A 26,031-nucleotide genomic window follows, 5' to 3' on the forward strand; every position below is an offset into this window, starting at 1 on the left:
CTCGGCGTTCAACGAAGGCGAGGCTGGAAAGCTCCTGGATCTTCGCTTTGGGCAATCCTGGCGCAGCCTCGTAGTCGAGTTCCTCAAGGGTCTTGACCGTTGGCAAGGTGGCGAGTTTGAGCATCATCTGCCGACTGCGTTCCTGGCGCATTGCGTACTCCGCCTCGAGCAATGCCGAGAGGTAGTCCGTGAACGCGTGCTTGTGTCGCGCGGCGTCGTCAGCCAACGTCACGAACTGATCGCCTACAGCATTGAGTGACAAGGCGGCACAAAGCTCAGCGACCCGCTCCAGGCTCTGGGTGTTAGAGGCCGCTGCACGGGCGCTCATGACAAGGCCTCGCTTAACACGGTGTCGTAGTATTTTGGCGAACGCTGGATGCGTTCGCGTGGCCATCGACGCACCGGCGACCCGTCAGCTGAGTGGACAGTCAACACTGGGGGCTGAGCCCCCAGTGAGCTGAGGTGTGCGCGCTCTTCGAGCAAGCGCATGGCCGGCACTTCGCCGGTTGTGCCGTGGATGCGTCGGTTGGCAACGGCATCACACCAGTGGCGTGCCTCGGCGTTGAGTCGCTGCAGATCCGGTGTGATGCCATCCAGCGCCAAGCGGGTCATCAAAGGCACAAAGAAGCTGTGGCGGATGTAGTGGACTGAGCGCTCCACTTTGCCTTTGGTCTGTGGTCGGTAAGGACGACACAGCCTCGGCAAGAACCCGTGCCGCTTTGCCAACTCATAAAGATCGTTCTGGAATCGGTGCTTGGTGCGCCCGTAGGCATCTCGCGCACACACGACCGTCTTCATGTTGTCGTAGAGGATCTCGTTCGGCGCGCCGCCAAAGGCGATCAACATGCGTTCATGGCAAGCGATCAGCACGCTGCTCTTCATCGAGTCGACGTACTCGACGTACAGCGCCCGGCTGTAGCCGAGTAGCCCGATGAAGCAATAGACTTTGCGGCCATCGAGGCGCTCCTCTGCCCAGTCCATCTGGATCTGTTGGCCTGGCAGGGTCTCGAAGCGTTCGACCGGTGTGGGTTCGGGCTGCGCGTCCTGATACAGCGCTGCGACAAAGCGGCGCACCGTGCGCTCGCTGCCCGTGTAACCCATGGCTGCAACCTCGCGGGTCAGCACCGTGGCAGGCACGCGGTGTGGGGCGGCCTTGGTCACGCGTTCGGTGAGGTAGGCCTCGTAGCGCTCAAGTGATCGAGGGCGTCCCGGTCCGCGCCCACTGGGTCTTGCCGTCGGCCCTTCGCCCCTCAGATACCGTCTGACGGTGTTACGGGATATCCCCAGCTCGGCAGCGATGGCACGAATGCTCTTGCCATAGCGCTGCGACAGAATTTTGATCTCTAAAATATGCTCCTCTGAAAGCATCGATGGGCTCCTCCTCGCGGAGCCCTACGGTTACAGAGGTGGGTCAGTATTTTTGTCCGAAGTGGGTCAGTTTCTGATGTCCGGCGACACAGTGATGCGCGAGCGCGGCGAAAGCCACTCAATCCACTCTCGGCACACGCCGCAGCGTGGACAACGCAGGCGTCGCACGGGCACATCGAGCCAAAAACAGACCTCGAAAAGACCGCGGTCTCTGATGCGCCTGATGGCGATGTCGTGCACACGAGCACACCGCTGTGAGCAGCCAGCACACCGGGGCGTGCAGGCTGGGTCGGGTTGTAGCTCGATCACACAGCACTGCTCGGCAAGCGATGTCGCGGAACGGGGCACAAGGCCTACCCAGCTCAGGCCGGCGAACGTAGTATCGAGCATGGCGGCGGTCTTTTGGTTGGCTGTTTGGTTGCGCTTACAACCTTATGCCAATCGATCGCCTGCTTCTCACTTCGCGCTAATAGGACTTGAACCAAAAAGCGCTTTTTTTACTCTATTTTTGGTAGTTTGGACGCAAAGTATAAATGCAACTCTCATCCAAATTCCACTGAGCCTCGCGGGTCAGGTGGCACTAAAAAACACTGCAGTGATTTCTTTAACGCGGATGAGTTCCTGCACAAACGTGTGCTTGCTTCCGCTACTTCATCTACCATGGAATTGTTGCAAAATGTTACACGATCAATCTCTTGAACCATAAAGTAAATTTCTCGTATCTCTCCTTCCTGGGTATCACTGTACGCGGCAAGCTCAGCCACTACATCCGCGACAGACTGCATAGCGTTACGCACCTCTGCTAGGGATTCCCTCGCACTTGCGGCGAGCTTTCCTCCAGTCGTTACCTTGTCCACGCTCGTATCGACCAATACACCAATCTCACTTGCAGCGCTGCTACTTCGTTGAGAAAGTTGGCGGACCTCCGATGCTACAACCGCAAAAACTTTTCCAGTTTCTCCGGCACGGGCTGCTTCTACGGCAGCATTTAAAGAAAGGAGATTCGTTTGAAAAGCAATTTCATCAATAACAGATGTTATGGTCTTAACATCCTTACTTGAACTTTCAATGTCCCCCATGGTGGTAAAGAGTATCTCGACCATCTCGCCGCAGTCGCCCGCCAAGCTAAGCGCACGCTGAGCTAGACTGTCGCCATCTCTTTGTCGTGATGTGGAATTTGAAACTGCCGATGACAACAGACCAATTTCGCGTCTAATCGATTCCAGCTGCCGCCCTTGTGACAAGGTCCGCTCACTCAAGCTTAAGTTTCCCGATTCAATTTCTTGAGCATCGCTATTTAGTTCATTCGCGGTTTTTTCTATCGATCTAAATACCTCGATAAGGCTTATTCTTGCGCTTTCCAGAGCACGTAACAGATTTCCTATATCATCGTGCCTAGCGGTAAAAAATGAACCGGACAAATCGCCTTTTCCAAGTTTCTGCGCACTCTCTGTAGCTGTATGAATCGCTCCCAATATAGAACGAACAATTAAAGTTACTATGGCTACAGTTGTAGACAATACAAACAAGGCCTCCGCTACGGCAATCCAGAGCAGCCTGATGCTCTCGTCGTACTGCGTTTGCGCGATATTTTCCATATCATATCTGATTCGCTGCTCTACCTCTGAAAGGCCACTAATTTTATTGGCGTGAGAATTAAAAACTTCTAAAGGATGAATATTTAGCTCGTCCTTACTAATTTCTCCAGATGCAACGCCAAGAGCTAGATCGCGCATCGCCAAAGCGTCTGCGTAAGAGGGTGATGAAATTACTTTTTCGAATAGAATACGAATAGGTGCTGGCGCGGTTGCCACGAAGTGATCATTATTGGATTCTTGTTTAGCTACTGCGCTCACGATTCGCTTAAAATCAGTGTGTGAGACTACTTGCCTCGCGAACACCTCCACAAGAGCCGCCCGCTCCAAACTCGCGGCTTCCGCGGTTTTTAGTACATCAAGGAATGCGACGACATCGGTTGCAGTCTTTCCAGATTCAACAATTTTGGTCATCGCACCGATTCTATGTAGTAAACCATCGATAACGACGGCGTAGGAGTCAACTGTGGCCTTTAGGTTCAATCCAACCGCTTCGCTACTCTGCCTTACATTTGCTAACTCGCCGAGCAGTAATAAGGCATCATCCGTAGTCTTTGCTACTTCATCTAGCGTGCCTCCACTTTGCCTCTCATGCAACCGCTTTAGTGAAAGAACTGCATCATCGGTCTTAGCCTGTTGTGGTTGTATCTTCGATAGAAAATCACTTCCACTTGTACTTAGATAACCGACTGTTAATTCCCTCTCATTTTGTACTTCATGAATGACATCTGCATAAGCCGAGAAATAGTAAGGTAAGGTGAGATGCCTTTCAGCTATGGAAATTGAATCAAGATCTTGGCGAATTTCTAATACGACAAGATGAAGAAAAGCTATTGTTGGAGCTAGAAGCAAGAGTGTGAGGCACTGCTTCAGTGAGAGCTTATCTATGAATTCCATTTCGACATCCTTTAACGTACCGAAGCAGGCGGCTTCGCAACATCCCTAAATCTCGGCTGACACAGCTAGATTCCTTTCTACTCTTCCTATCTATCCTTGATTCGCTCACAATAAGACCATACTAGGCCGGACGGTGAGGCACAAACGACTATTGGCCAGCTTTCTTTGTCTAAACTAATGCTGATAAGCAGACCGTTAGTTCACGCCGCCCTTTTAATTTCGACCACTCGATTTTTGCTTTTCTGGACTGATTTATATTTCTCTAGATTTAGTATTTTATGGGATCTACAGAAGTACTTCGGGAAGTATCCGCTGAGTGAAGATATATCCACTGATCATTTCGGCAGAGTTTCTGACTAAAGCTGAAACCTTACTATATGCGCAATCCATTGAACACTGGTTTAGTTATCGTTGTTAGTCGAGAAAGTCTGGGTAAGGAAGTTGCCCGTCTGGGTCAGCGTCGACATCAGTTGATCCAAGGATTCGAACTGCGCCCGATAACGCAATTCAGCAGCGTCCAAACGCGTCTGCAGATTGATGCGTTCGTCCGAAATGGCGTCAACGCGTGTTTCCAACCCGTCCAGACGGGTCGAGAAAACACCGTCGAAGCGAGAATAATTGTTTGCCAAATCATCGAGTTGGATTGCAACGCCGACGTCCTCCCGCGTGAACAGGTTCAACACGTCTTCGCGGTTCGTGCTCAGTGCCCGCTCGAGCGCGGCGCTGTCCAGCGAGAGGCTGCCGTCCTCGTTCGTGGTGATGCCAATTGCCGGCAATGAGCTGAAGGACGACTCCGCCTGGCGATCAATGGTCCCCATGATGCGGCTGAGCGCGAGTTTGAACGACCGCACGCTCGCGTCGCCCAACAAGGCGCCGGCCGTGTCGGTGTCCGAGTCGAAACTGTCCGACCCCGCGATGCTGGTGATCAGCGCGTTGTAGCCCTCGACAAACTGGCTCACGGCTTCGGTCACTTCCGAGTGATCCTCGGCGATCGTGATCTCGATGTCGGTGTCCGGGTCTGCCTTGGTCAGTTCGATCGTGACGCCGTCGATCACGTTTTCCAGTTTGTTGGTGGCAGACGTTACGGTGAGTCCCTCGATCTCGACCACGGCGTCCTTGGCCTCGCTGAGCACCTCGAGGTTCTCGGTGGCCAACGCCGACAGGCCCGCGGCGTCCGTGTTGTTGCCATCGTCGTCAGCCACACTGATGGTGATCGCCTGATCCGAACCCGACTTTTCACTGGTGATGAGCATGCGGGTGTGGATACCGCCGTCGGGGTCGTCCGGGTCGTCGACATTGAGCAATGTCGCTGAAACCCCCTGACTCGCGAGCGTGTCATTGATCGCGTCGCGCAGTCCGGCGAGCGTGTTGTTGCTCGCATCCACTTCGATGTCGAAGGTCTCGTCCCCGATGGCAACCGTGAGCGTACCGGTGCCCACCTCGACACCTTCGGACAGAAAACCCGCGGTTGCCGATTTCTGGGCTTGCGCAAGTTCCAGCACTTTCATGTTGTAGCTGCCCGGGACGGCCGCCGTGCCGGCATCGAGCGACACCAGGCCCTCCTGGTTGGCGGTGATCGAGCGGGTGTTGAAGGTTGTTGTGGTCTTGAGTGAGGACAGGGATGAGCGAAACTCACTCGCCGCCGACTTCAAGGCACCCAGCGCACTGATCTGCACTTGCAGCCTCGCCTCGCGGCTGTCGAGTCGCTGGCGGGCGGGTGCGCCCTCGGCCTCGACGAGGGATTCGACAATGTTGTTGACATCCAGCCCCGACCCGATACCCGGACTCTGAATTGTTGCCATCTCTGTATTCCTCGGCACGCGCGGCCAAACGCCAGCGCCCGCCCGCAAGCCTATCCTGGTGAGATACCTATCGGCCGACGGATGCGCCGCCTTCAGCGGTGCACATTACGATCCACGGTCTCATGCATTAAAAAGGCCGACCCGAAGGTCGGCCTGTGGTGCGCCAGGCGCGTGTAGTTTACCGAAGCAGTGACAGCACCTGCTGGGGCTGCTGGTTGGCCTGGGCCAACATCGCCATACTCGCCTGCTGGAGTACCTGTGCCCGGGACAATGCGGCAGTCTCCTTGGCGAAATCCGCGTCGGTGATGCGTGAACGCGCTGCCGTGGTGTTCTCGACCACGTTGTTCAGGTTGTTCATCGTGGACTCGAAGCGGTTCATGATCGCACCGAGGTCAGCGCGGATGTCGGAGACGAAAGCGAGGCCGCCATCGAGCACGTTCAAGGCGGCGTTCGCCCCGGCCTGTGTGCTGATGTCAACCGAGCCGACGTCGTTGAGCGATGACACGGTCGCCACACCGGCCGCACCGAGTGACGCATCGCTCGCCGTGACCGTGAAGGACTTGGGCGAGTCGAACGCAACGGTTCCCGCCACGGTACCCACGCCAGTCCCGGCCGCCATCGTGATTGTCGCACCCGCTGCCGAACCGGCAGCAAACGCGTCCTCACCCACCGCGCGGTCACTCGGGGCCTCGACACCGGTCAGGTCCAGCGCCGTCACACCGATGTTGGCAATCGAGATGTCGTAGCCTTCCTGGTTCTCGAGCAGGATCTGGCTGCCGTCGTCACTCAGGGATGCCGTAATGCCGGTTTTACCCGCGACGTCGTTGATCGCTTTCGCGAGGTCACTGATGTCCGTGGCCGCGGCAAGAGTCGCCGCCACCCGGATACCGTCACCCTCGTTCTGACCTTCAAGGTCGAATGCCACCGCACCGGCCGCACCGACTTCGAGAATCGCGTAGGACGCGGCAGAAGCTGTGACACCCGTTGTATCCGCCTCACCATTGACGGCGGCAGCGATGTCGCGGGCGCTGTCGGCCGCAGCCACAGTGACCGTGGCACTGCCGAGCGAGCCATCAACTGCAACGGTGCCGGCGGCAACGCCGTTCACGGCAGCGGCCGCCGCCGCGTTTGCGGTTCCGGCCGTGGTAGACAAGTAGTTTGTGCCGATGCTCGTGCCGCGTGCATCACCGATGTTGATGTTGATGGTCTGGTTGGCCTCGAACCCCACGTGGAATTTCGCGTTGGTGAAGGAACCGTCGAGCAGGTTCTTGGTGTTGAACGTGGTCGTGTTCGCGATGCGGTTCAACTCGGTCTGCAGCTGCGACACTTCTTTCTGCAGGTTCACCCGGTCCGAGGCCGAGTTGGTTTCGTTGGCAGACTGCACGGCCAGCTCACGCATCCGTTGCATGATCGCACCGGACTCCTGCAACGCACCCTCGGCAGTTTGAGCGAGGGACACGCCGTCGTTAGCGTTCCGCACAGCTTGCGTCAAACCGCGCACCTGTGAAGACATGCGGTCGGAAATGGCGAGGCCCGCAGCGTCATCCCGGGCGCTGTTGATGCGCAACCCGGAAGACAGGCGCTCCATCGCCATTGCCAATGTTCCCTCTGCCGAGCCCACTTTGCCTTGGGCATTCAGCGAGAACATATTGGTGTTAATCATCGTCATTTCATTACTCCCCAAATTGTGTAATTATCCAACCATCTGACGAAGTTCAGGCGTATGCCGGGAGATTCCGTTAAACCCGACTGAGCCCGTTTGACACTACGTTTTCGAATAATTGAACTCGCACCAAGGCAACGCGGACTGAGATGCGTCCCCTTGCACTTGATAGCGGCGCACATTTCAATTCCTTAATAATCAGCGCACAGTGTCCCAGCGAGGTCACAAGGCACTGATTTACTTCGGGATGCGAGAATACTGACAATCTGCTAATGCGTTCAGACGTTGATTGAACCCGGTCGCAAGAGATGCCCTGACACGAATTCGGTCAGGGCCTTTTTTATGTGGGAGTGGCCGGCCCCGAAAGGCCGGCCGGTGGGTCATCCGCTCGGACCCTTATCTCAGGAGGGACAGCACCTGCTGGGGCTGCTGATTCGCTTGTGCAAGCATGGCCATACTGGCCTGTTGCAACACCTGCGCCCTGGACAGCGCCGCCGTTTCGGCAGCGAAATCCGCGTCGGTGATGCGAGAGCGCGCTGCGGTGGTGTTTTCCACGACGTTGTTGAGGTTGTTCATCGTGGACTCAAAGCGGTTCATCGTGGCACCGAGCTCGGCACGGGAATCCGAGATGGTCGCGAGGCCACCATCGAGGATGTTCAGGGCCGCGTTGGCGCCCTCCGCCGTGCTGATGTCGATCGAGCCCACGTCGTCCAGCGCGGAGACCGTGGCCACGCCCGCAGCGCCGAGCGAGGCGGTGTCCGATGTCACCGAGAAAGACTTGGACGAGTTGTAGGTGATCGTCCCCGCAACCGTACCGAGGCCCGTCGTTGCTGCAATGGTGGCTGCCGCGCCAACCAGTGAGCCGGCCGCGAAGGCATCCTCACCCACCGCGCGGTCACCCACGGCTTCGACGCCCTGAATGTCCAGGGCCGTCGCACCAGCGTTGGCGATCGAAATATCGTACCCCTCGCTGTTCTCGAGCAGGATCTGGCTCTTGTCGTCACTCAGCGTGGCGGTGATGCCCGTCTTGCCCGACACATCGTTGATGGCGGTGGCGAGGTCCGTGAGATCGGTAGTCGCCGCCAGGGTCGCCGCGACGCGGATGCCGTCACCCTCGTTCTGGCCCTCGAGATCAAACGCCACCGCGCCGGCGGCACCGGCGGTCAGCATGGCGTAGGTGTGTGCGTTCGCCTCGACACCGGTGGCGTCCGTGTTCGCGTTGATGTTGTCGGCGATCGACTTGGCAGATTCACCAGCCGCGGCGTTCACGGTCGCACTGCCCAGCGCACCGTCCAGGTTCAATACAGTGGCCGCTATTCCGTTGGCCGCTGTCGCGACGGCAACCGTGCTGGTGCCCGCCGCGGTCGACAGCGAGTTCGTGCCGATACTGGTGCCGCGCGCATCGCCGATGTTGATGTTGATCGACTGGTCCGCCTGAAAGCCCACGTGGAACTTGGCATTGGTGAAACTGCCGTCGAGCAGGTTCTTGCCGTTGAAGGAGGTGGTGTTGGCGATCCGGTTCAACTCTGTCTGCAACTGCGACACTTCTTTTTGCAGGTTGACGCGATCAGACGCGGAGTTGGTGTCATTTGCAGACTGTACGGCCAGCTCACGCATACGCTGCATGATGTTGCCCGACTCCTGCAGCGCGCCCTCGGCGGTCTGTGCCAACGAGACGCCATCATTAGCATTGCGTACTGCCTGAGACAATCCACGGATCTGCGAACTCATGCGATCCGAAATGGCAAGGCCGGCCGCGTCGTCCCGCGCGCTGTTGATACGCAATCCAGACGACAGCCTCTCCATCGAGGTGGCCAAACTGAACCCGGCTTTGCTCACACTTCCCTGTGCATTCAGGGACAGCAGATTGCTACTGATTGAGGTCATCTTACTCTCCAGTTGATTGAGCGTACGGCCGTGGCGCCTGCAATACGCAAACGCGAGTGCACAACAGGGAGCTAGGAAAATGACTGAGTATCAATCCACTGTGCAGGACGCACGCTTTTATTATGTCAATCCGAGGAGAGGCTGGGCGCCAGGACTGATTTAGTTACTACTTCGGCGGCGGTTACCATTCCTTTACACACAAACAAAAAAGGCCCGTCCGAAGACGGGCCCTGAGGCGGTCTGATGCCCTGCCCGGTTTACCGGAGCAGCGTCAGAACCTGTTGCGGTTGCTGGTTGGCCTGCGCCAGCATGGCCATGCTCGCTTGTTGCAGCACCTGAGCTTTTGACAGCTTCGCCGTTTCGGCGGCAAAGTCCGCGTCGACGATGCGGGAACGCGCCGCTGAGGTGTTCTCAACCACATTGTTGAGATTGTTCATGGTGTTCTCGAACCGGCTCATGATCGCACCGAGGTCGGCCCGCACATCGGAGATGGCCGCCAGGCCGCCGTCCAGCACATTCAGCGCCGCGTTGGCCCCATCTTGTGTGCCGATGTCGATCGAGCCAACGTCGATGAGTGACGATACGGTGGCCACACCGGCCGCACCGAGCGACGCATCGCTCGCCGTGACCGAGTACGACTTGGCAGAGTCAAAGGTCACGGTGCCCGCCACGGTGCCGGTGCCCGTGCCGGCGGCAACCGCCAGGACAGCACCTGCACCGGAATCAAAGGCGGAATCGCCGACTGCACGGTCGTTCACGGCCTCGACACCCTGAAGCGTCAAAGCCGATGCGCCCACGTTCGCCAGGGTGACGTCGTAGCCTTCGCTGTTTTCCAACAGTATCTGCGCGCGGTCGTCGCTCAAGGTGGCGGTGACACCGGTTTTGCCCTGCACGTCGTTGATCGCCTTGGCGAGGTCGGTCAGGTTGGTTGCATCCGACAGCGTGGCAGCAACCCGGATGGCCGCATCTTCATTCTGGCCCTGCAGGTCGAAAGCCACCGCGCCCGCGGCAGACACACCGAGCAGTGCACTCGTGGACGCCCCAGCCTGCACGCCTGTGCCGTCTGATTCCGCATTGATCGCCTGTGCAATGTCGCGAGCGGAATCACCCGCCGCAACCGTGACGGTGGCACTGCCCTGTGAACCGTCAACAGCGACGGTGCCCGCCGCAATGCCGTTGGCCAGGGCACCCACGGCCGCCGTGCCCGTGCCAGCGCCGGTGGACGCGTAGTGCGTGCCGATGCTGGTGGCGCGTGCGTCACCGACATTCACGTTGATGGTCTGGTTCGCCTCAAAGCCCACCTGGAATTTCGCGTTAGCGAAGGTGCCATCGAGCAGGTTGCGACCGTTGAAGGTCGTGGTGTTGGCAATGCGGTTCAACTCGGTCTGCAGCTGCGCAGCTTCCTTTTGCAGGTTGGCGCGGTCACTCGCGGAGTTGGTGTCGTTCGCCGCCTGCACCGCCAGCTCGCGCATACGCTGCATGATGTTGCCGGATTCCTGCAACGCGCCTTCTGCGGTCTGGGCCAGCGACACGCCATCGTTCGCGTTCCGCACGGCCTGTGACAGGCCGCGGATCTGAGAGGTCATGCGGTCCGAGATCGCAAGACCCGCCGCGTCGTCTTTCGCACTGTTGATACGCAGACCAGACGAGAGACGTTCCATCGCCGTGGCCAACGAGCTGCCAGCGTCGCCAACGCGCCCGAGCGCGTTCATCGACATCATATTGGTATTGATTACCGTCATTGTTTTCTCCAAGACTCTTTGGTGAGCAAGTTACTTTGAGCCTCTGGCAAACGATTGTCGGGTGACTGTCCGGAGCGGGGTTGAACTGCACAGCAGTGCTCGACAACCACGGCAACTCGGTGACACATGAATACTCTCGCGCCAGCGATATCATTTCTCTCGGTATGTGTGACGGCGTTCACACCTGTTTCTTTAGTGCCGTACACAAATGCTGTGCGTCTTTTCTCTGACACGACACCATTGCGTCGACGCCCTACGCGTGCGTTCAGGGCGCGGCCAACGTGTCAGGACACGTTCGGACGCACACGCAGCCCGTCACGGCCAACGCGGCAACAGACACAGCGCACACGCGCGCTGTGCGCAGACGTTCAGTGAAGGAGAGACGGGGCCGGGACACGCACCACGCACCGGAACGGTGCGGTTGCGCGCGCGCCGTCAGAGGAAGTTGAACAGGCTGTTACGCTGCATCAACGACAGAGTCTGCTGTGCGGCCTGCAGTATGGCCAATTCGCGTTGCAGGTTGGACGCCGCTTCCGCGTAGTTGGTGTCACGCAGCGAAGAGATCGTCTTGCTCGTGCGCAAGGAGTAGTCGCTCAGGCTGTCGCTCTGCGATTCGAGCGAGTTCAGCCGCGCGCCGAGGCTTGCCGTCGCTGTGGACACCGTGCTCATCAACCCGTCGAAATCGGTCAGGGTGCGGTCGACGGCTTCGGTCAGTTGCTCGTCGGTGCCGCCGCGCAAGGCGTCGATCATCTGATTGAACACCCCGAAGGCGTCCTTGCGCAGCCCGGGCTCGATGGTGAAGGTGTCGCCCACTGCGGGCGAGCCGTCGAAGGTGGTTGTGACACCGGCAAAGTCGATGCGCTCGCCAGTGACAACGGTCAAACCCGCCGCCACCACGGTGCCACCGCTGTCGCGCACGTCGATGGTGTTCGCACCGACGAATTCGACCGTCAGCGTGTCACCGGCAAAGGCGGTTTCGTCGGAGACAAAGGCCGGCAGCATCAGCCCGGTGCCGGTGTTGGTGACATCCGCGCGTGTGCGCAGCGCTGTGGCACTGTCGGTGCGCAGCACGTTTTTCGCCGAATGATCACCGACGATGACGTCGCGGGCCTCGCCGACTTCCACCCGGTGTTCGACCTCTCCGCCGCGCATCTCCACCCGCCCGAGGCCGTCGGTCAGGGTCATCTCGACCGGTTTGGTTCTCCCATCGTAGCCGGCGAACACGTAGTTGCCAAGCGAGTCCTTGGTGTTGATCAGGTCCACGAGCTCCGACATGCGCGACTCGAGTTCGGTTGCTATCGCCTCGCGCGACTCCGTCGGCAAGGACGTGTTACCGGCCTGAATGGTGAGCTCGCGGGCGCGCTGGTAGAGGGTCGTGATGTTGCGCAGCGAACTCTCCTCCACGCCCAGGCGGTGGTTCACCAGGTTGATGTTCTCCTGGTACTGCTCCATCCGCGCGTTGAGGCTGTTCAAGCGGCTGACCCGCACCGCATCGACGGGTGCCTGGTCGGGCGATTGCAGCCGCACGCCGCTCGACAACTGACCTTGGAGGTCGTAGATCCGGCTGTTCTGTTGGTTGAACGAAGACAGCGCCCGATCGAAGGTGAGATTGTGGGTTATGCGCATTGTGGGCGTCCCCTGCTCAAGGCCCCGACGCGCGCGCCGGGTGCGACACCCGTCCCGTCAGCGGCCGTGCCCGCGCGGTTCGAGAGGCTCACCGCATGGCTCCGAGGATGGTGTTGAAGAGGTCCTGCGCCACGGTGAGCACCCGGGCGTTCGCCTGGTAGTGTTGCTGGAAACGCAGCAGATCGGCCGCCTCCTGGTCGAGGTCCACGCCGACCTCGGACTCCAGGCGCTCGCTCAGGTTCTCGTGCAACGCACGCTGGCTCTCGACGCCGAGCTGGGACGCTGCGGCGACCCCGGCCGCTTCGCCCAGGGCATTCTGAAACAGGTCCTCGACCGAAGCGGTCCCGTTCTCGAAATAGTCCTTGACCTGCAGATCCGAGATCTCGCGCAGGTTGTGGAAGGCCGTGCCGCCCGCGTTGTCCTCGACAACGAACCGGTCACCTGCCTGCGGCGTGGCGTCGATGCGCACCCGCCACCCGTTGAGGTCGATCGGGTCGCCGGGTGTGTACGGTTGCGCGGCAGCCACGGTCGTGCCGGTCGAGGTGTCAATCAGGTCGAAGCTGGTCGCCGGGTTGTTGAAGACGATGTCGATTGGCGTGCGCAAGCCAGGGTCCGTGACATCGAGCAACTCGGGTCCGGTCAACCGGCCGTTGCCGACGTTTTCGCTGTCGACGACAGCGCGCACCGGCAGGCTCGCCGCAAGCTCGGAGGCGTCGTTCAAGCCCAGTGTCAGCCGCGCTGCGGCGCCGTTGGTGGGCTGCACCAGGTAGGTGTCGCCAGCGACGGCGGTGCCGCCAAGCGTGAGCTCCAGGCCATCGAGCGTCAACGTCGGCCCGGCGCCCGAGACGCTGCTGGTGCCGTCTTCCGAGGCGAAGGTCCAGTTGGCGCCGTCGTAGGAGAGCGTGTAGTCGCCGCCGCGCAACGCAGTTGCATCGACGTAGGCGACGTCGATGGTAGCCAGGCCTGTGTTGTTGAGGTTGCTGACGATGTTGGGTTCACCCACGTCGAAGAAGTTGCCACCGAAATCACCCGCCGGTGTCACACCAATGCGGTGCTGCGCATTCAGCATTTCGCTCAGGCCAACCGCCAGGCGCCCGATGTTGTCACGCGCCTCGTCGATCACGTCGCGGCTCTCGTGCAACAGCGCGCCGAGCGTGCCACCCTGCAGCATCTCGGTGATCACCGGCTGGCCGCCGTCCGACGCACGCAGGTCGAAGCGATCGTGGCGGTCCGAGGCCACCTCGAGCTGGAGCGGGTAGCCGCCTTCCTTGTTGACCAGCGTGTGACCGCTCTGCACTGTTACGTTCACCGCGCCGTCGTCGTAAAACCGGGTGTGGATGTTCACCCGCTCGCTGATCTGGTGCAGCAACCGATCGCGCTCGTCGAGCAGGTCCGGTGACACGTTTTTCGCCGTCGTCCCAGACACCGCGTGGATGCGTTGGTTGATCTTGCCGAGTTCATCAGTGAGGCGATTCAGCTCGCTGGTCTGCTGTCTGATTTCACTCTCGACGTTGTTGGACACGGCTTTGAGCTCGTTGTCCATGCCCTGAAACTTGTGGGCCAACGACCGCGCACTCTCGAGCACCACGGTGCGCAGGGGCACGGAGCTCGGGTCGTTAGTCGCGTCGCGGATGTCGTTGAAGAACTTGCTCAGGCCCTCGTCAAGCCCGTAGCCCTCCTCGCCAAAGAGATCCGACACCTGACGCGACACCTCGGCGAGCTGCTCGTGGCGTGACAGGTCGGAGGTCGCGACGCGGAGCTGCTTGGACACGATTTCGTTGTGCGCCCGGACCAGCGCGTCGATCTGCACACCGGTGCCGTAGCGGAAGCTGCCGAACTGCACCGAGATGGATTCGGTTTTCTCGACCCGCTGTCGGTGGTAGCCGTCGGTGTTCGCGTTGGCGATGTTGTTGCCAACCGTGCTGAGCGAGGACTGCGTGGCGCGCAGACCGCTGGTGGCGATGCCATACAAATCAGGCATGAGACCCTTCCTGGCGCGCGTGATGCCCGGTGATCACACCGCCCTTCGGTGGCCGTGTTCGCGTCGACAGACGCGCATCATGCATCACATTAACAGCGGTAGCGGCCCGATGTGGCCGAACTGTAGGCGCCATCGTGGTCAGCCCTCCGCCGTCGCCACGGCCTGGTTCAGCCGATTGCCGTGCAGGATGGACAAGACCTTGTCGGCGTAGTCCGGGTCTGTGGCGTAACCCGCCGCGTGCAAGGCCTCGACGTACGCGTCGGCGTCCTCCGCGCGGGCCAGGGCCGGTTCGTAACGCGGATTGTCACGCAGGAAGTCCACGTAGTCGTTCACAGCCTGTTCAACGCCCGCGTAGGCGCGGAACTGGGCACGCGTTGGCCGAAACTCGACGCCGTCGTGCTCAAGCGTGTTCCAGGCCACGCGCTCGCCCTGCCAGCGCGCGTCGGCCTTGATGCCGAACAGGTTGAAACCCGCTGTCCGGGCATCGTGCGGCACGTGTTGGCCCCAACCGGTTTCCAGCGCCGCCTGGGCGACCAGCACCCGCGGGTCGACGCCGATCGCCTGCGCCGCGCTGCGGGCGTGCGGCATCACCGCGTGCACGAACTGCTCGGGCGAGGACCAGGCAGGTGCATCGGCCGGTGAACCGGACCGAGCAGGCTCGACACGGTAGCTCAGGTGCGAAGAGACGGCCAGCGGGATACCCCGAAGCGGCTCAAGTGGCGCAGCGCCGGTCTGTACGGCAACCGGCTCAACCGGCTTGTGCGGGGCCAGGGCTGCGTCGCGCGCGCCTGGCGTCACGGTGTCCAGCGCAACACCCGGCCAATCAGACGGGTCGAACCCGAGTGCCGACGCGGCCGTCTCGACCGTCGGCCTCAGTGCAGGCTGGGCGTCCGACCCGACCTCGCGGTTCAGCGTGACCGGCGGTGTGAAGCGCAGCGCCGTCTCGCTGACGCCCCCGGCACCGGCACCCGTATCGACGCTGGCGTCGGCGGCTTCAGCCTCGGCGGGCTGGCCGACGTTGTGGAACTTGCCCAGCTGTTGTACCAGCACATCGGCAAGCCCGAAACCGCCACGGCGCGCGAGTTCAAGCGCCATCTGCTGGTCCTGCATGTCGCGGTAGGTGTCGAGCGCGTTGCTGTCGAACAGCGGATCGCCGAAGGTCGCTGCACGCTGTGACTTCAGCACCATGTGCACGAACAGACTCTCGAACTGTTCTGCGACCTGGCGCAGGGTTGCGTCGGCTTCAGGGGTCTGGCGTGCCTGGTGACGCAGTTGCGCCAGGCCGCGCAAGTCGAGGTACTGTCCCGCGTCGATGGTGTTCACAGCTAAATGACAATCAACTGCGCCTGGAGTGCACCCGCTTCCTTGAGCGCCTCCAGAATGGCAACCAGATCACTCGGCGCCGCACCCACCTGGTTGACGGCCCGCACGATCTCCGAGAGCGACGTCTCGCCCCGGAACAGGAACATGCGGTTGTTCTCCTCGTCGATATCGATGGCGGTGTCTTCGACCTGAGCCGTCTGCCCGCCAGCGAGCGCGTTCGGTTGCGACACCTCGGGATTCTCGTTGACCGACACGGTCAAGCTGCCGTGGGTGACCGCCGCGGGGCCGACGCGCACGTGACTGCCGATCACGATCGTGCCGGTGCGCGAGTTGACAATCACCCGGGCCGCCGCCTCGCCGGGCTCGATCTCGAGTTCTTCGAGGTAGGCCAGAAAGCCGACGCGTTGGTCCACGGTTGGGGGCGCGAGCACCCGTACGGTCACAGCATCCTGGGCCGAAGCGCTGCCCGGGCCGAGGGCCGTGTTGAACTTGTCGGCGAGCCGCTTGGCGGTGGTGAAGTCGGGCGTGTGGAGATTGAAGTACAGCGCGTCCGCCGCACCAAAGGGCGTGGGTACGCTGCGCTCCACGGTCGCCCCGTTCGGCACCCGTGCGCTGCTCGGCACGTTCACCGTGACCTTTGAACCGTCAGCACCCTCGATACCAAACCCGCTGACAGTCAGGTTGCCCTGCGCCAGGGCATAGATCGCACCGTCGGCGCCCTTCAACGGTGTCATCAACAGGCTCCCACCGCGCAGGTTCTTTGCATCTCCGAGCGAGGACACGGTCACGTCGATGCGCTGACCCGGCTTCGAGAACGGCGGCAAGGTCGCGCTGACCATCACGGCCGCGATGTTCTTGGAATCGGGTGTCACCCCTTCGGGCAGGGTAATGCCGTAGCGGTTGAGCAACGCCGAGAGGCTGTGCGCGGTAAAGCGGGTGCGTGTAAGCGAGTCGCCGCTGCCGTCGAGACCGACCACCAGGCCATAGCCGAGCAACTGGTTCTCACGCACGCCTGCGACACTGGCAATGTCCTTGACGCGCTCGGCGTAGGTCGGCGTGGCCATCAACGCCAGCAGCACCACGAGAACGCGGATCATCAGAACGGCCACCACGGGCTGTTGAAGATGCGCGAGGCCCAACCGGCGGTGTTGGAATCACCGACGATACCGCGGCTGCTGTAGGTGATCTGCGTGTCGGCGATGCGCACCGAACTCACCTGGTTCTGCGCGTTCACATCCTCTGGCCGGACGATGCCGCTGAGTTGCAGGAACTCGATGCCGCGGTTGATCGTGACGCGTTTTTCGCCACGGATCAGCAGATTGCCGTTTGGCAGGACATCGTGCACGGTCACGGTGATCTGGCCGTCGAGACTGTTGCTCTGGCTGCTGTTGCCGGTGCCGGAAAACGACCGCGAGTTGTCACTTTGCACCCCGAGCGGGCTGTCGAGCGGCGCGTACTGGCTGCCGAGCAGGCTGGTGATACCGAGCGACGTGTTGTCGTCTTTCTTGGTCGTGGTCGTCGAACGCATCTCGGCCGAGGTGTCCTCGGAGAGCACGACGGTGAGGACATCACCAATGCGGTAGGCTTTGAGGTCGCGGAACAGTTCGTTTGCGCGACCGGCCTGGTAGATGCTGCCAGTCGGCGCTGTTTCGATGACCGGCGCGCTGGCGCCGATCACCGGAACAAATTCCGGTGTGGGCGGGTTCTTCAGTTCCGTGTGAAGACAACCGCTCATCATGAGCAGCGGGAACAGGACTACAAGTCTACGCACCGGAATCAGACCCTCTCTCACCTATCAGGCGTTGTTATTCAAGTACTGCAACATCTGATCCGTTGTGGAGATGGCTTTCGAGTTGATCTCGTAAGCCCGCTGCGTTTCGATCATGTTGACCATCTCCTCAACGATGTTCACGTTCGAGGTCTCGAGAAACCCCTGGCGCAGGGTGCCGATGCCGGCGAGGCCAGGCGCCCCCACGATCGGGTTGCCGCTCGAACCGGTCTCCTCGAAGAGGTTCTCCCCGACCGGGCGCAAGCCCATGGGGTTGACGAAATCGGTCAGTGTGATCTGCCCGATGACCACGTCCGACACCGCGCCTTGCAGGCTCACGGACAAGGTGCCGTCGTCGCCGATGTTGATGCTCTGGGTGTTGTTCGGCAGCGTGATGCCCGGGTTCACGGTGTAGCCGCTCGACGTCACCAAGGTGCCGGTCGAATCCAGTTTGAAGCTGCCATCGCGCGTGTACGATGTGGACCCGTCTGGCATGACAATGGAGAAAAACCCACGGCCGTTGATCGCGACATCGAGCGAAGCCCCGGTCTGGGACATGTTGCCTTGGGTGTGCAACTTGTCGGTGCTGACCACGCGCACACCGGTACCGCGGTTCAATCCGCTCGGGATCGTGGTGTTGTTTCCGGACAAACCTCCCGCAGCGCGTTCAGTCTGGTAGAACAGATCTTCAAAGCTGGCGCGGTCGCGTTTGAAGCCGGTGGTGGCCACGTTGGCGAGGTTGTTCGACACCACCGACATGCGCATCTGCTGCGCGTCGAGGCCGGTTTTCGATATCCACAAAGCGGAGTTCATAGGTGTTCTTCTCGATTATCAGTTGGTGCCGAGCAGTCGTGCGCTGGCTGAATCCATGCGCTCCACTTCGCGAAAGAACCCGACCTGGGCTTCGTAGTTGCGGGCAAACTCGATCATCTTGACCATCGCCTCCACCGCATTGACGTTGCTCGACTCGAGCATCCCGGAAAACACCTGGACGTTGCCGTCCGGTGGCAGGAGATCGCCCGTCGTGGTTCGGAACAGACCGTCTTCCCCTTTCTCGAGCTCGAAGCCGTCGTCGCTGACCAGCCGAATGCGGTCGATCACCGCCTGCTCGATGCCGCCACCGAGGGGCTTGACCGTGATCGTGCCGTCGGTGCCGATGATCAACTCTTCGTTAGGCGGAATCGAAATCGGACCGTTGTCCCCAAGCACCAACTCGCCCGCCCCGTTCACCAAAAGTCCGTCGGCCTGAATCTGCAAGTCGCCACGGCGGGTGTAGGCTTCGTCGCCATCCGCGGTCTGCACTGCGAGCCATCCCTCGTTGGCAATGCCGATGTCGAGGGTCCGGCCGGTTTGCTGCAGGGTGCCGCTGCTGCGGTTGTACCCCGCCGTCTCGCCTTCGCTGTACACCCGGGTCGGGTGTCCCGGGCCGTACACGGGCTCGCTGGTGAAGCGGTCGATGTCAGCGCGGAACCCCGTGGTGTTCACGTTGGCCAGGTTGTGCGAATTGTTCGCCTGCGCAAGCATGTTTGCTTTTGCACCCGTCATCGCAACGTAAATTGCCTTATCCATGGTGTGGCTCGGTCAGTCTCACACCCGACTCATCAGATGTTGATGATCGTCTGGGTGATGGTGTTGGAGGTTTCGATGGTCTTGGCATTGGCCTGAAAATTCCGCTGCGCCGTGATCAGGTTGACCAACTGCGCGGTCAGGTCGACATTAGACGTCTCTAACGCACCGCCCTGAATCGTGCCCACACTGCCTGACCCTGGCTCACTCACAATCGCAGCGCCGGATTCAAGTGTCTCGTTCCAAGATGAGTAGCCAATTTGCCGTAATCCGTTGATGTTCTGGAAGTCAGCTAGGATTACCTTCCCCAGTGAGACTGTTCTACCGTTGCTGTACTTCGCAATCACACTGCCATCTGTTTCGACAGATAGCCCACTAAGTCTGCCAACAGTAGCACCATCTTGTGAAACGTAAGGAACGTTAAAGGCTGATGAAAACTGTGTCGTCAGCTCCGCGGGTGTGGGAGTCAAGTCGACGTTTATTGTCAACGGATCCGAACCGGCAGCCAGCGGTTCAGGGTCATATTGGATATCGCCGTTGGCCGGTGCGATCAACGCACCACCGCCGTCGAATTGGAGCGTCGTGGATTCACCAGGAGCTGGCGTCAAGGCAGTGTCATTGACATAGGTTCGCACCTCCCATTCGTTAGCAGCAGAGTCTGTGTGAATGAAGTAAGTGAAAAGGCTGTGGCTCTCCCCGAGAGAATCGTAGATAACTGCTTTGGTAGCAGCGGAGTAGGTGTTTATGTCGGTGGGATCAAATCCAGCGATAGGCAACTCCGCCGCTCCAGCTGGCAGATTCGCAGCTATGCCGACATTGCTGGTCTGAACTGCAGCCCCGTACTGATCTGCGAGTTGTACTGGTTGCGCAGCAGTGATGCTGTTGGACGTTACTAACCCAGTATCGGGATCAGTTGGAAACGTCTGAAGGTATTGTCCTTCTCCGTCGACGATGAAACCTTCAGCATCCAAGCGAAAATATCCGTCACGAGTGAACTGCGGATCGAGAACGTCCTCAGTGGGAGACACCATGAAGAAGCCGGGGCCGTTGATGGCGAGATCTAGGGCATTCTCGGTATAGTCAAGGTTACCCTGGCCAAAGACTTGGCGCACATTGCTAACAATCGCACCGTCGCCAATGCTGGTCCTGGCTGCAGAGAATACGTTGTTTGAGAACACATCGGCGAACTCAGCTCGCTGGTATTTGAACCCTGTCGTCCCCACGTTCGCAATGTTGTGACTGGCAGTAGATAGACTTGAACTTGCGGCGTTGATACCACTGAGTCCGATTTCAAAAGACATTGAATTTCCTCTAGATTATTCTATTCAGCTACTGACGTTTATATTGCAGCTTTGGCAATTTCAACCACGTCGTCCATTGTCTTTGCACCCACTCCTGATACGTGCAAGACCATTTCTGATTGGTCTCCTCCCAATGAAACGCTCTCAACTTCTCCATACACATAGGGAGACAATCCTTGCGTCTCGCCGCGTAAACTGCCTGTCACATTCAGCGTGTAGGTTCCTTCGGGGACACGCACCCCGTCATCGTTCAAACCGTCCCAACTGAACTCGACGTCGCCCGCGTCCTGATCGCTCAGGCGAATGGTGCGCACCAGCGCACCCGATTCGTTCTCAATGTTGATGGTGACACTGTCCACATCCGAAACCAGCTTCAGCATGCCCCGTGCATCGCCTTCGGCGGGCAGGTCAATCGCGTCACCTTGTGTCAACACAGACTTGCCGACGATGTTCGAGGCATCGACGAGCATCTGGGATTTCATGGTGTTGGTGAAGGCCGCGAACTCGGCCTGCAGATCACCGATGCCCGAGACCGTGCCGAACTGCGCCATCTGGCCGATGAAGTCGGCGTTCTCCATCGGCGAGAACGGATCCTGGTTCTGCAGCTGCGCCGTCATGAGTTCGAGAAACTCTTCCTGTCCAAGGCTGTTGTTCGGGTTCTCCGACGCTGGCGGGGCCGCGTCCGCTTGTGTCGGGTTCCACTGAAGGCTGTTGATGAACGGATTGACCGTTTGATTCACAGTACTCAATGCTCTGCTACCTCTGACCTTATTCGCCCATCGTCAGCGTGCGTTGCAGCATCTGACGCGTGGTGTTCACAATCTCGACATTGGATTGAAAGCTGCGCGAGGCAGACATCATGTTGACCATCTCTTCAACCACATTGACGTTCGGCGCGTAGACAAATCCCTGCTCATCTGCCAGTGGGTGACCGGGCTGAAACTGCGCGAGCGGCTGCCGTTGGTCTTCGACAACCCCGATCATCTGAACCGACACCGCCGAGCCGTTGGTCGCCTCGTCGTAGATCGATTGAAACACCGGGTGTCGAGACCGGTAGGCTTCGTCCGGGCTGCCCGCGATGGTGGTGGCGTTGGCCATGTTCGATGCCGTGAGGTTCAGCCGCGCCGACTGGGCGCTCATGGCAGAACCGGCGACATCGAAGTTCTTGAACAGAGACATGCTTACTGACCTTTGATGGCAAACCGCAACGAGCGGAATTTGCTGCTGAGGAACTGGAGGCTCGCCTGGTACTGCAGGGTGTTCTGTGCAAACAAGGCGTTTTCGGTCTGCGAATCGACCGTGTTGCCGTCGAGCGTGGGCTGATTCGGGACACGGTAGAGCGGGTCGGTGTCGAGCACATCGTGGCTCACACCCATGTGCTGGTCGTCGGTGCCGACCATCTTCAATGCCGCCGTGCTGCGCTGGGTCGCGGCAGACAGGGCCGCCTTGAAATCGACGTCGCGCGCCTTGTAGCCCGGCACGTCGGCGTTGGCAATGTTGGATGCAATCACGTTCGCACGCTGCGCACGCAGTCGGAGAGCATCGTCGTGAATGCCCAATGTGCGCTCAAGTCTGCCTTCCATCTGCCGCTGTCTCCTGTACGGGTCTAAGGCAACAATGCAGTTGATATGCCAAATAAATGACGGATTGCGCGCAGGCCGCTGAGCCTCGCACGAGAATCGCGGTCCATGACCCGGAAACCCTTCTGAATTCAATCGCCTAGCACACACGGCAACCCCGGTACTTTTTCACTGCTCGGCGATTCAGACACGGCGAAACGGCCGCCGACACCCCGATTTGCGCGGCCATCCACTGCCCGTTGCACCGTGTGCACGTGGCAGTAACTGCCTACACAGTCCCCCCACTGCCGATCCGGCAGCGGCGCAACACAAGTGCGGCATCTGGCGCGCTGGTTGCATCTGCGATCGCATGGCTATTCGCTCTCTCCTACAGGGATTCGCACGGGGTGTGCCGCTCGCGCTGGCGGCGTTGTTCGCGGCGCAGCTGAATGCGGCACCGACCCGCCCGGTCGACGTGACACAGGCAGTCGAGGCCTTCCTCACCGCCCACGAGTTCGAGACACGCTACCCGGTCGAATACGACATCAAACCGCTGGACCGCCGCCTCAGACTCAAGCCCTGCGACGCGGCGCTCACCGCAGACTTCCGCGACGCACGCCGAACCGAGGGGTCGACCCACGTCGAGGTCCGCTGCGACGACAGCGTCGCGCCGTGGCGCCTGCACGTGTCGGTCGTGGTGCGGGTGTGGGTCGACGCGGTGGCAGCCACGTCACCCATCGCACGCGGCGCCACGGTCACGGCCGCCGACCTCCAGCTGGTCAAGTCCGAACGGGCACGCTTGTACCAGGGCTACTTCGAGCGCGTTGAGGATGTGGTCGGTCTCTCGACGGCCATGCCGCTTCGCAACAACCAGATTCTCAATGCACGCCACCTGCGGGCGCCCTTCCTGGTCAACAAGGGGCAACGCGTGACGATCCTGGCCCGTGGGGGCCAGATCGAGATCCGGGCTCAGGGCCAGGCGCTGGACAACGCCTCACAGGGGCAGCGCGTCACCGTGCGCAACCTGACGTCCGGGCGTGTGGTGGACGGTGTGGCTGTGAAACGCGGCACAGTTCAGGTGCCGTTGTGATAGCTGGATCACAGATTGCTAGTCAATCAGTTCAGGTACGGTGTGCGTGGCCGTCAGCGGGAGTAACACAATGCTACTTCCTCTCGCACAAACGCGAACGGATCGCAGACAGAAGCCACCTACAATCAAGTGACAACCACGGAGTAGAATGATGGTCGGTTCAATCGAAGGCCTCACCGGAGGCCGCACCATCGCCATGCAGGACACCGCCAAGAGCGCGGTCATCGAGCAGGACAACAAAGCCGCCAACAGCCCGGCGAGCAGCGGTGTTGCCTCGACCACCGACACGGTGTCACTGAGCGCGGGCGTCGAGCGCCTGCAGCAGATCGAGCTGGCCATGGCGTCCGAGAACGCGCCCTTCGACAAAGCGAAGGTGGACAGCATCAAGGCCCGCATCGCCGCCGGCGAATACACCATCGACGCCGACCGCATCGCCGAGAAATTCCTCGAGACCGAACAGCTGCTCGACAGCTTGTGAGTTCAGTCATGAGCACATCACTTTCGCAGACACTGGACGTCTACGAGGCCGCTGTGGCGGCGCTTGATGCCGCAATTGACAACAGTGTGTCGGCCCTTGACCGACAAGACAGCGACGCCCTGCCCGGCGCCATAGACGCACAACAGCAGCGCGCAGAGTCCTTGCAGACCGTGCAGGCCGAACTCAAACGCATCAGCGTGTCGCTCGGCTACGCAACCCTCCGCGAGGCGGTGTTGCAGCACGCAGACAGCCCAAGCCTGAACCCGCGCTACCAGAGCGTGCAGCAACAGCTCCGCATCATCCAGCAGAAGCTGGTGTCACAAGCCGAGGCCATCTCACGCGCCATGGCCAACAACGCCGAGTTGATCGCGTTGCTGACAAACGCCCAACCGTCCGGTGCCTACGAGGAGAACGGTCAGACCAGCACCACGGCCAACAACACCCTGTCAGCGCGCGCCTGATCACGACCATCCCGGACGGGTGAGTCACGCCCGTCTGCTCTCCGCCGCGCACCGCGACGTCCAACAACGCAAGCCCACCCCCGACACGACCACGCCGGAGCGACCCGTGGGTGCGGCGCTGTGCACGACGTTCGCGTGGCACGCCGTCCGCATTCGCCCCTCCCCACCCGCACACAGCGCGCGCTCGGGACAACCGAGATCCGCTCAACCGGCATTCACCGCGCAGCCTGCGCGTGCTGACAACAGCGGCGAGACAAAGAGGCCGAAGCTAACAGTCGGATGTGGGCCCGGCCGTCCAGCGGGCTGGCACTGGTGTGCCGGACCATCGGCGTCGACCCTGAGGTCGGCGCGCAATGTCTGAAAAAGACAGCGAGCGAGGGGGGGTCTGGTGGAGCCAGGCGGGATCGAACCGCCGACCTCTACAATGCCATTGTAGCGCTCTCCCAACTGAGCTATGGCCCCACGCAAGACTGGAAATTTAAGCCGTCTTGGTGAAAAGGTCAATCCCCCGACGCGGCTTCACGCGCCTCGATGAACACCAGGGCCCGTTCGAGGCGGGCGAGCGTCCGCGATTTTCCGATCAGGGCAAGCGTGTTGTCGAGCGACGGTGACGCGCCCTGCCCTGTGACCGCCACGCGCAGCGGTTGGCCAACCTTGCCGAATCCCACCTCGAGCGACTCTGCGGTCCGGTTGAGCCGCGCCTGAATGGCCTCGGGCTGCCAGTCATCAAGCGCAACCAGCCCGTCCTGCACCGATTGCAGCACCGCTTTGGCCACCGGGCGCAGGTGTTTCTTCGCCGCAACCGGGTCGAAGGCGTCAAAATCGGCGTAGAAGTAACGGCACTGGTCGAGCAGGGCATCGAGTGTGGACACCCGATCGACCAGCAAGGCTGCCACCGACGCGACGGGCGGACCGGCGGAGAGGTCGAGCCCCGCCTGCTCAGCCCGCTCGGCGAGACGGGCTGCAAGCGTCTCGCCCGGCAGCGCCTTGAGGTAGTGCGCGTTCAGCCAGTCGAGTTTGACCGGGTCGAAGGTTGCGCCCTTGCGGTTGACCGCGTCGAGCGTGAACAACTCGGTCATCTCGTCCCGAGAGAAGACCTCCTGGTCACCGTGGGCCCAACCCAGCCGGGCCAGGTAGTTGAGCAACGCGTCGGGCAGGTAGCCCGCGTCGCGGTAGGCCAACACGCTGACGGCACCGTGCCGTTTCGACAGCCGCTTGCCGTCGGCGCCGAGAATCATCGGCAAGTGGCCAAAGACCGGCAGGCTCGCTTCGAGCGCCCGGTACAGGTTGATCTGCCGCGGTGTGTTGTTGATGTGGTCGTCGCCGCGAATCACGTGCGAAATGGCCATGTCGCTGTCGTCGACAACAACGCAGAAGTTGTAGGTCGGGTTGCCATCCGATCGCAGGATCACGAAGTCATCGAGCTCGGCGTTGGCCACGGTGATGGCGCCGTAGACCGCGTCGTCCCAGGTGACAGACCCCTCGTCGGGATTGCGGAAGCGAACCACACCGGCCCCGGGGGCCAGAGCGCGATCGCGGCAATGGCCGTCGTAACGCGGCTTTTCACCCCGGGCCATCTGCTCTGAGCGCACGCGGTCCAGCCGCTCGGGCGAGCAATCGCACACGTAGGCATGCCCGGATTCGAGCAGCTGTGCCACCACGTCCCGGTAGCGATCGTAGCGTCCCGTCTGGAATACCGGGCCCTCGTCAGCGTCGAGTCCCAGCCACGCCATGCCGTCGAGAATGGCCTGCACAGAGGCATCGGTTGACCGCTCGCGGTCAGTATCTTCCACCCGGAGGACAAATTGGCCGCCCCTTTGCTTTGCATATAGCCATGCAAACAGCGCTGTTCGCGCGCCACCGACGTGCAGGTACCCGGTGGGGCTCGGTGCGAAACGGGTTCTGACGCTCATGTCGTTGGTTC

General features: G+C 60.6%; 22 protein-coding genes and 1 tRNA gene. 3 read left to right on the forward strand and 20 right to left on the reverse strand.

Features of this window, described 5'->3' with window-relative positions:
* From AAGA11_15185 to flgB, 18 genes are all read right to left on the reverse strand, one after another.
* Positions 1–328: ATP-binding protein (locus AAGA11_15185; protein MEM9604210.1), on the reverse strand; the 328-nt coding region annotated here is incomplete at its 3' end.
* Entirely contained in the window at positions 325–1,368 is a 1,044-nt protein-coding gene (gene istA / locus AAGA11_15190; GenBank protein ID MEM9604211.1) for an IS21 family transposase, read from the reverse strand. The genes AAGA11_15185 and istA, both read right to left, overlap by 4 nt.
* Before the next feature lie 542 nt (positions 1,369–1,910).
* A complete protein-coding gene (locus AAGA11_15195) occupies positions 1,911–3,860 on the reverse strand; it encodes a methyl-accepting chemotaxis protein (GenBank protein ID MEM9604212.1) in 1,950 nt (649 codons plus the stop codon).
* A gap of 401 nt (positions 3,861–4,261) precedes the next feature.
* Positions 4,262–5,662 carry a flagellar filament capping protein FliD gene (gene fliD, locus AAGA11_15200; protein MEM9604213.1) on the reverse strand — a complete coding sequence of 467 codons (1,401 nt, stop codon included), beginning with the start codon at positions 5,660–5,662 and terminating at the stop codon, positions 4,262–4,264.
* Between the two features lie 178 nt (positions 5,663–5,840).
* Positions 5,841–7,325, reverse strand: a complete 1,485-nt coding sequence (locus tag AAGA11_15205) for a flagellin (GenBank protein ID MEM9604214.1) — start codon at positions 7,323–7,325, stop codon at positions 5,841–5,843.
* 396 nt (positions 7,326–7,721) lie between these two features.
* Entirely contained in the window at positions 7,722–9,212 is a 1,491-nt protein-coding gene (locus AAGA11_15210) for a flagellin (GenBank protein ID MEM9604215.1), read from the reverse strand.
* A 257-nt stretch (positions 9,213–9,469) separates the two neighbouring features.
* A complete protein-coding gene (locus AAGA11_15215; GenBank protein ID MEM9604216.1) occupies positions 9,470–10,954 on the reverse strand; it encodes a flagellin in 1,485 nt (494 codons plus the stop codon).
* A 435-nt stretch (positions 10,955–11,389) separates the two neighbouring features.
* Complete coding sequence (gene flgL / locus AAGA11_15220; GenBank protein MEM9604217.1) at positions 11,390–12,580, reverse strand: flagellar hook-associated protein FlgL; 1,191 nt, start codon at positions 12,578–12,580, stop codon at positions 11,390–11,392.
* Positions 12,581–12,668: 88 nt separating this feature from the next.
* On the reverse strand, positions 12,669–14,561 hold the full coding sequence (gene flgK, locus AAGA11_15225) for a flagellar hook-associated protein FlgK (protein ID MEM9604218.1): 1,893 nt from the start codon (positions 14,559–14,561) through the stop codon (positions 12,669–12,671).
* 138 nt (positions 14,562–14,699) lie between these two features.
* Positions 14,700–15,884 (reverse strand): flagellar assembly peptidoglycan hydrolase FlgJ, encoded by a 1,185-nt coding sequence (gene flgJ / locus AAGA11_15230; GenBank protein ID MEM9604219.1) that lies wholly within the window; start codon positions 15,882–15,884, stop codon positions 14,700–14,702.
* Positions 15,885–15,886: 2 nt separating this feature from the next.
* A complete protein-coding gene (locus AAGA11_15235; GenBank protein MEM9604220.1) occupies positions 15,887–16,981 on the reverse strand; it encodes a flagellar basal body P-ring protein FlgI in 1,095 nt (364 codons plus the stop codon).
* Complete coding sequence (locus AAGA11_15240) at positions 16,981–17,655, reverse strand: flagellar basal body L-ring protein FlgH (GenBank protein ID MEM9604221.1); 675 nt, start codon at positions 17,653–17,655, stop codon at positions 16,981–16,983. The genes AAGA11_15235 and AAGA11_15240 overlap by 1 nt, the downstream gene beginning before the upstream one ends.
* 24 nt (positions 17,656–17,679) lie before the next feature.
* Positions 17,680–18,465 carry a flagellar basal-body rod protein FlgG gene (gene flgG, locus AAGA11_15245; protein ID MEM9604222.1) on the reverse strand — a complete coding sequence of 262 codons (786 nt, stop codon included), beginning with the start codon at positions 18,463–18,465 and terminating at the stop codon, positions 17,680–17,682.
* Positions 18,466–18,483: 18 nt separating this feature from the next.
* Entirely contained in the window at positions 18,484–19,221 is a 738-nt protein-coding gene (gene flgF / locus AAGA11_15250; protein MEM9604223.1) for a flagellar basal-body rod protein FlgF, read from the reverse strand.
* A gap of 32 nt (positions 19,222–19,253) precedes the next feature.
* Positions 19,254–20,519: a flagellar hook protein FlgE gene (gene flgE / locus AAGA11_15255; GenBank protein ID MEM9604224.1), complete on the reverse strand. Its 1,266-nt coding sequence runs from the start codon at positions 20,517–20,519 to the stop codon at positions 19,254–19,256.
* A gap of 38 nt (positions 20,520–20,557) precedes the next feature.
* Positions 20,558–21,259 carry a flagellar hook assembly protein FlgD gene (locus tag AAGA11_15260; protein MEM9604225.1) on the reverse strand — a complete coding sequence of 234 codons (702 nt, stop codon included), beginning with the start codon at positions 21,257–21,259 and terminating at the stop codon, positions 20,558–20,560.
* A gap of 28 nt (positions 21,260–21,287) precedes the next feature.
* Positions 21,288–21,698 carry a flagellar basal body rod protein FlgC gene (gene flgC / locus AAGA11_15265; protein ID MEM9604226.1) on the reverse strand — a complete coding sequence of 137 codons (411 nt, stop codon included), beginning with the start codon at positions 21,696–21,698 and terminating at the stop codon, positions 21,288–21,290.
* 2 nt (positions 21,699–21,700) lie between these two features.
* The gene (gene flgB / locus AAGA11_15270; protein MEM9604227.1) at positions 21,701–22,102 is read right to left on the reverse strand and encodes a flagellar basal body rod protein FlgB; all 402 of its coding nucleotides are present in this window, start codon (positions 22,100–22,102) and stop codon (positions 21,701–21,703) included.
* A 346-nt stretch (positions 22,103–22,448) separates the two neighbouring features.
* Here flgB and flgA point away from each other — a divergent pair, with 346 nt between their 5' ends.
* From flgA to flgN, 3 genes are all read left to right on the forward strand, one after another.
* On the forward strand, positions 22,449–23,168 hold the full coding sequence (gene flgA / locus AAGA11_15275; protein MEM9604228.1) for a flagellar basal body P-ring formation chaperone FlgA: 720 nt from the start codon (positions 22,449–22,451) through the stop codon (positions 23,166–23,168).
* Between the two features lie 151 nt (positions 23,169–23,319).
* The gene (flgM, locus tag AAGA11_15280) at positions 23,320–23,646 is read left to right on the forward strand and encodes a flagellar biosynthesis anti-sigma factor FlgM (protein ID MEM9604229.1); all 327 of its coding nucleotides are present in this window, start codon (positions 23,320–23,322) and stop codon (positions 23,644–23,646) included.
* An 8-nt stretch (positions 23,647–23,654) separates the two neighbouring features.
* On the forward strand, positions 23,655–24,107 hold the full coding sequence (flgN, locus tag AAGA11_15285) for a flagellar export chaperone FlgN (protein MEM9604230.1): 453 nt from the start codon (positions 23,655–23,657) through the stop codon (positions 24,105–24,107).
* A 386-nt stretch (positions 24,108–24,493) separates the two neighbouring features.
* Here the strand turns inward: flgN and AAGA11_15290 are convergent.
* Together AAGA11_15290 and gltX are read right to left on the reverse strand one after the other, a co-directional pair.
* Positions 24,494–24,569 (reverse strand) — tRNA-Ala (locus tag AAGA11_15290).
* A gap of 38 nt (positions 24,570–24,607) precedes the next feature.
* Positions 24,608–26,020 carry a glutamate--tRNA ligase gene (gene gltX, locus AAGA11_15295; GenBank protein ID MEM9604231.1) on the reverse strand — a complete coding sequence of 471 codons (1,413 nt, stop codon included), beginning with the start codon at positions 26,018–26,020 and terminating at the stop codon, positions 24,608–24,610.
* Between the last annotated feature and the right edge of the window lie 11 nt (positions 26,021–26,031).

The sequence above is a fragment of the Pseudomonadota bacterium genome, assembly GCA_039196715.1.
GTDB lineage: Bacteria > Pseudomonadota > Gammaproteobacteria > CALCKW01 > CALCKW01 > CALCKW01.

Excerpts from the sequence above, each read along its gene's own strand:
- istA (MEM9604211.1), bottom strand. The coding sequence starts at position 1,368 with ATGCTTTCAGAGGAGCATATTTTAGAGATCAAAATTCTGTCGCAGCGC.
- AAGA11_15195 (MEM9604212.1), bottom strand. The coding sequence starts at position 3,860 with ATGGAATTCATAGATAAGCTCTCACTGAAGCAGTGCCTCACACTCTTG.
- fliD (MEM9604213.1), bottom strand. The coding sequence starts at position 5,662 with ATGGCAACAATTCAGAGTCCGGGTATCGGGTCGGGGCTGGATGTCAAC.
- AAGA11_15205 (MEM9604214.1), bottom strand. The coding sequence starts at position 7,325 with ATGATTAACACCAATATGTTCTCGCTGAATGCCCAAGGCAAAGTGGGC.
- AAGA11_15210 (MEM9604215.1), bottom strand. The coding sequence starts at position 9,212 with ATGACCTCAATCAGTAGCAATCTGCTGTCCCTGAATGCACAGGGAAGT.
- AAGA11_15215 (MEM9604216.1), bottom strand. The coding sequence starts at position 10,954 with ATGACGGTAATCAATACCAATATGATGTCGATGAACGCGCTCGGGCGC.
- flgL (MEM9604217.1), bottom strand. The coding sequence starts at position 12,580 with ATGCGCATAACCCACAATCTCACCTTCGATCGGGCGCTGTCTTCGTTC.
- flgK (MEM9604218.1), bottom strand. The coding sequence starts at position 14,561 with ATGCCTGATTTGTATGGCATCGCCACCAGCGGTCTGCGCGCCACGCAG.
- AAGA11_15235 (MEM9604220.1), bottom strand. The coding sequence starts at position 16,981 with ATGATCCGCGTTCTCGTGGTGCTGCTGGCGTTGATGGCCACGCCGACC.
- flgG (MEM9604222.1), bottom strand. The coding sequence starts at position 18,465 with ATGAACTCCGCTTTGTGGATATCGAAAACCGGCCTCGACGCGCAGCAG.
- flgF (MEM9604223.1), bottom strand. The coding sequence starts at position 19,221 with ATGGATAAGGCAATTTACGTTGCGATGACGGGTGCAAAAGCAAACATG.
- flgE (MEM9604224.1), bottom strand. The coding sequence starts at position 20,519 with ATGTCTTTTGAAATCGGACTCAGTGGTATCAACGCCGCAAGTTCAAGT.
- flgC (MEM9604226.1), bottom strand. The coding sequence starts at position 21,698 with ATGTCTCTGTTCAAGAACTTCGATGTCGCCGGTTCTGCCATGAGCGCC.
- flgB (MEM9604227.1), bottom strand. The coding sequence starts at position 22,102 with ATGGAAGGCAGACTTGAGCGCACATTGGGCATTCACGACGATGCTCTC.
- flgA (MEM9604228.1), top strand. The coding sequence starts at position 22,449 with ATGGCTATTCGCTCTCTCCTACAGGGATTCGCACGGGGTGTGCCGCTC.
- flgM (MEM9604229.1), top strand. The coding sequence starts at position 23,320 with ATGGTCGGTTCAATCGAAGGCCTCACCGGAGGCCGCACCATCGCCATG.
- flgN (MEM9604230.1), top strand. The coding sequence starts at position 23,655 with ATGAGCACATCACTTTCGCAGACACTGGACGTCTACGAGGCCGCTGTG.
- gltX (MEM9604231.1), bottom strand. The coding sequence starts at position 26,020 with ATGAGCGTCAGAACCCGTTTCGCACCGAGCCCCACCGGGTACCTGCAC.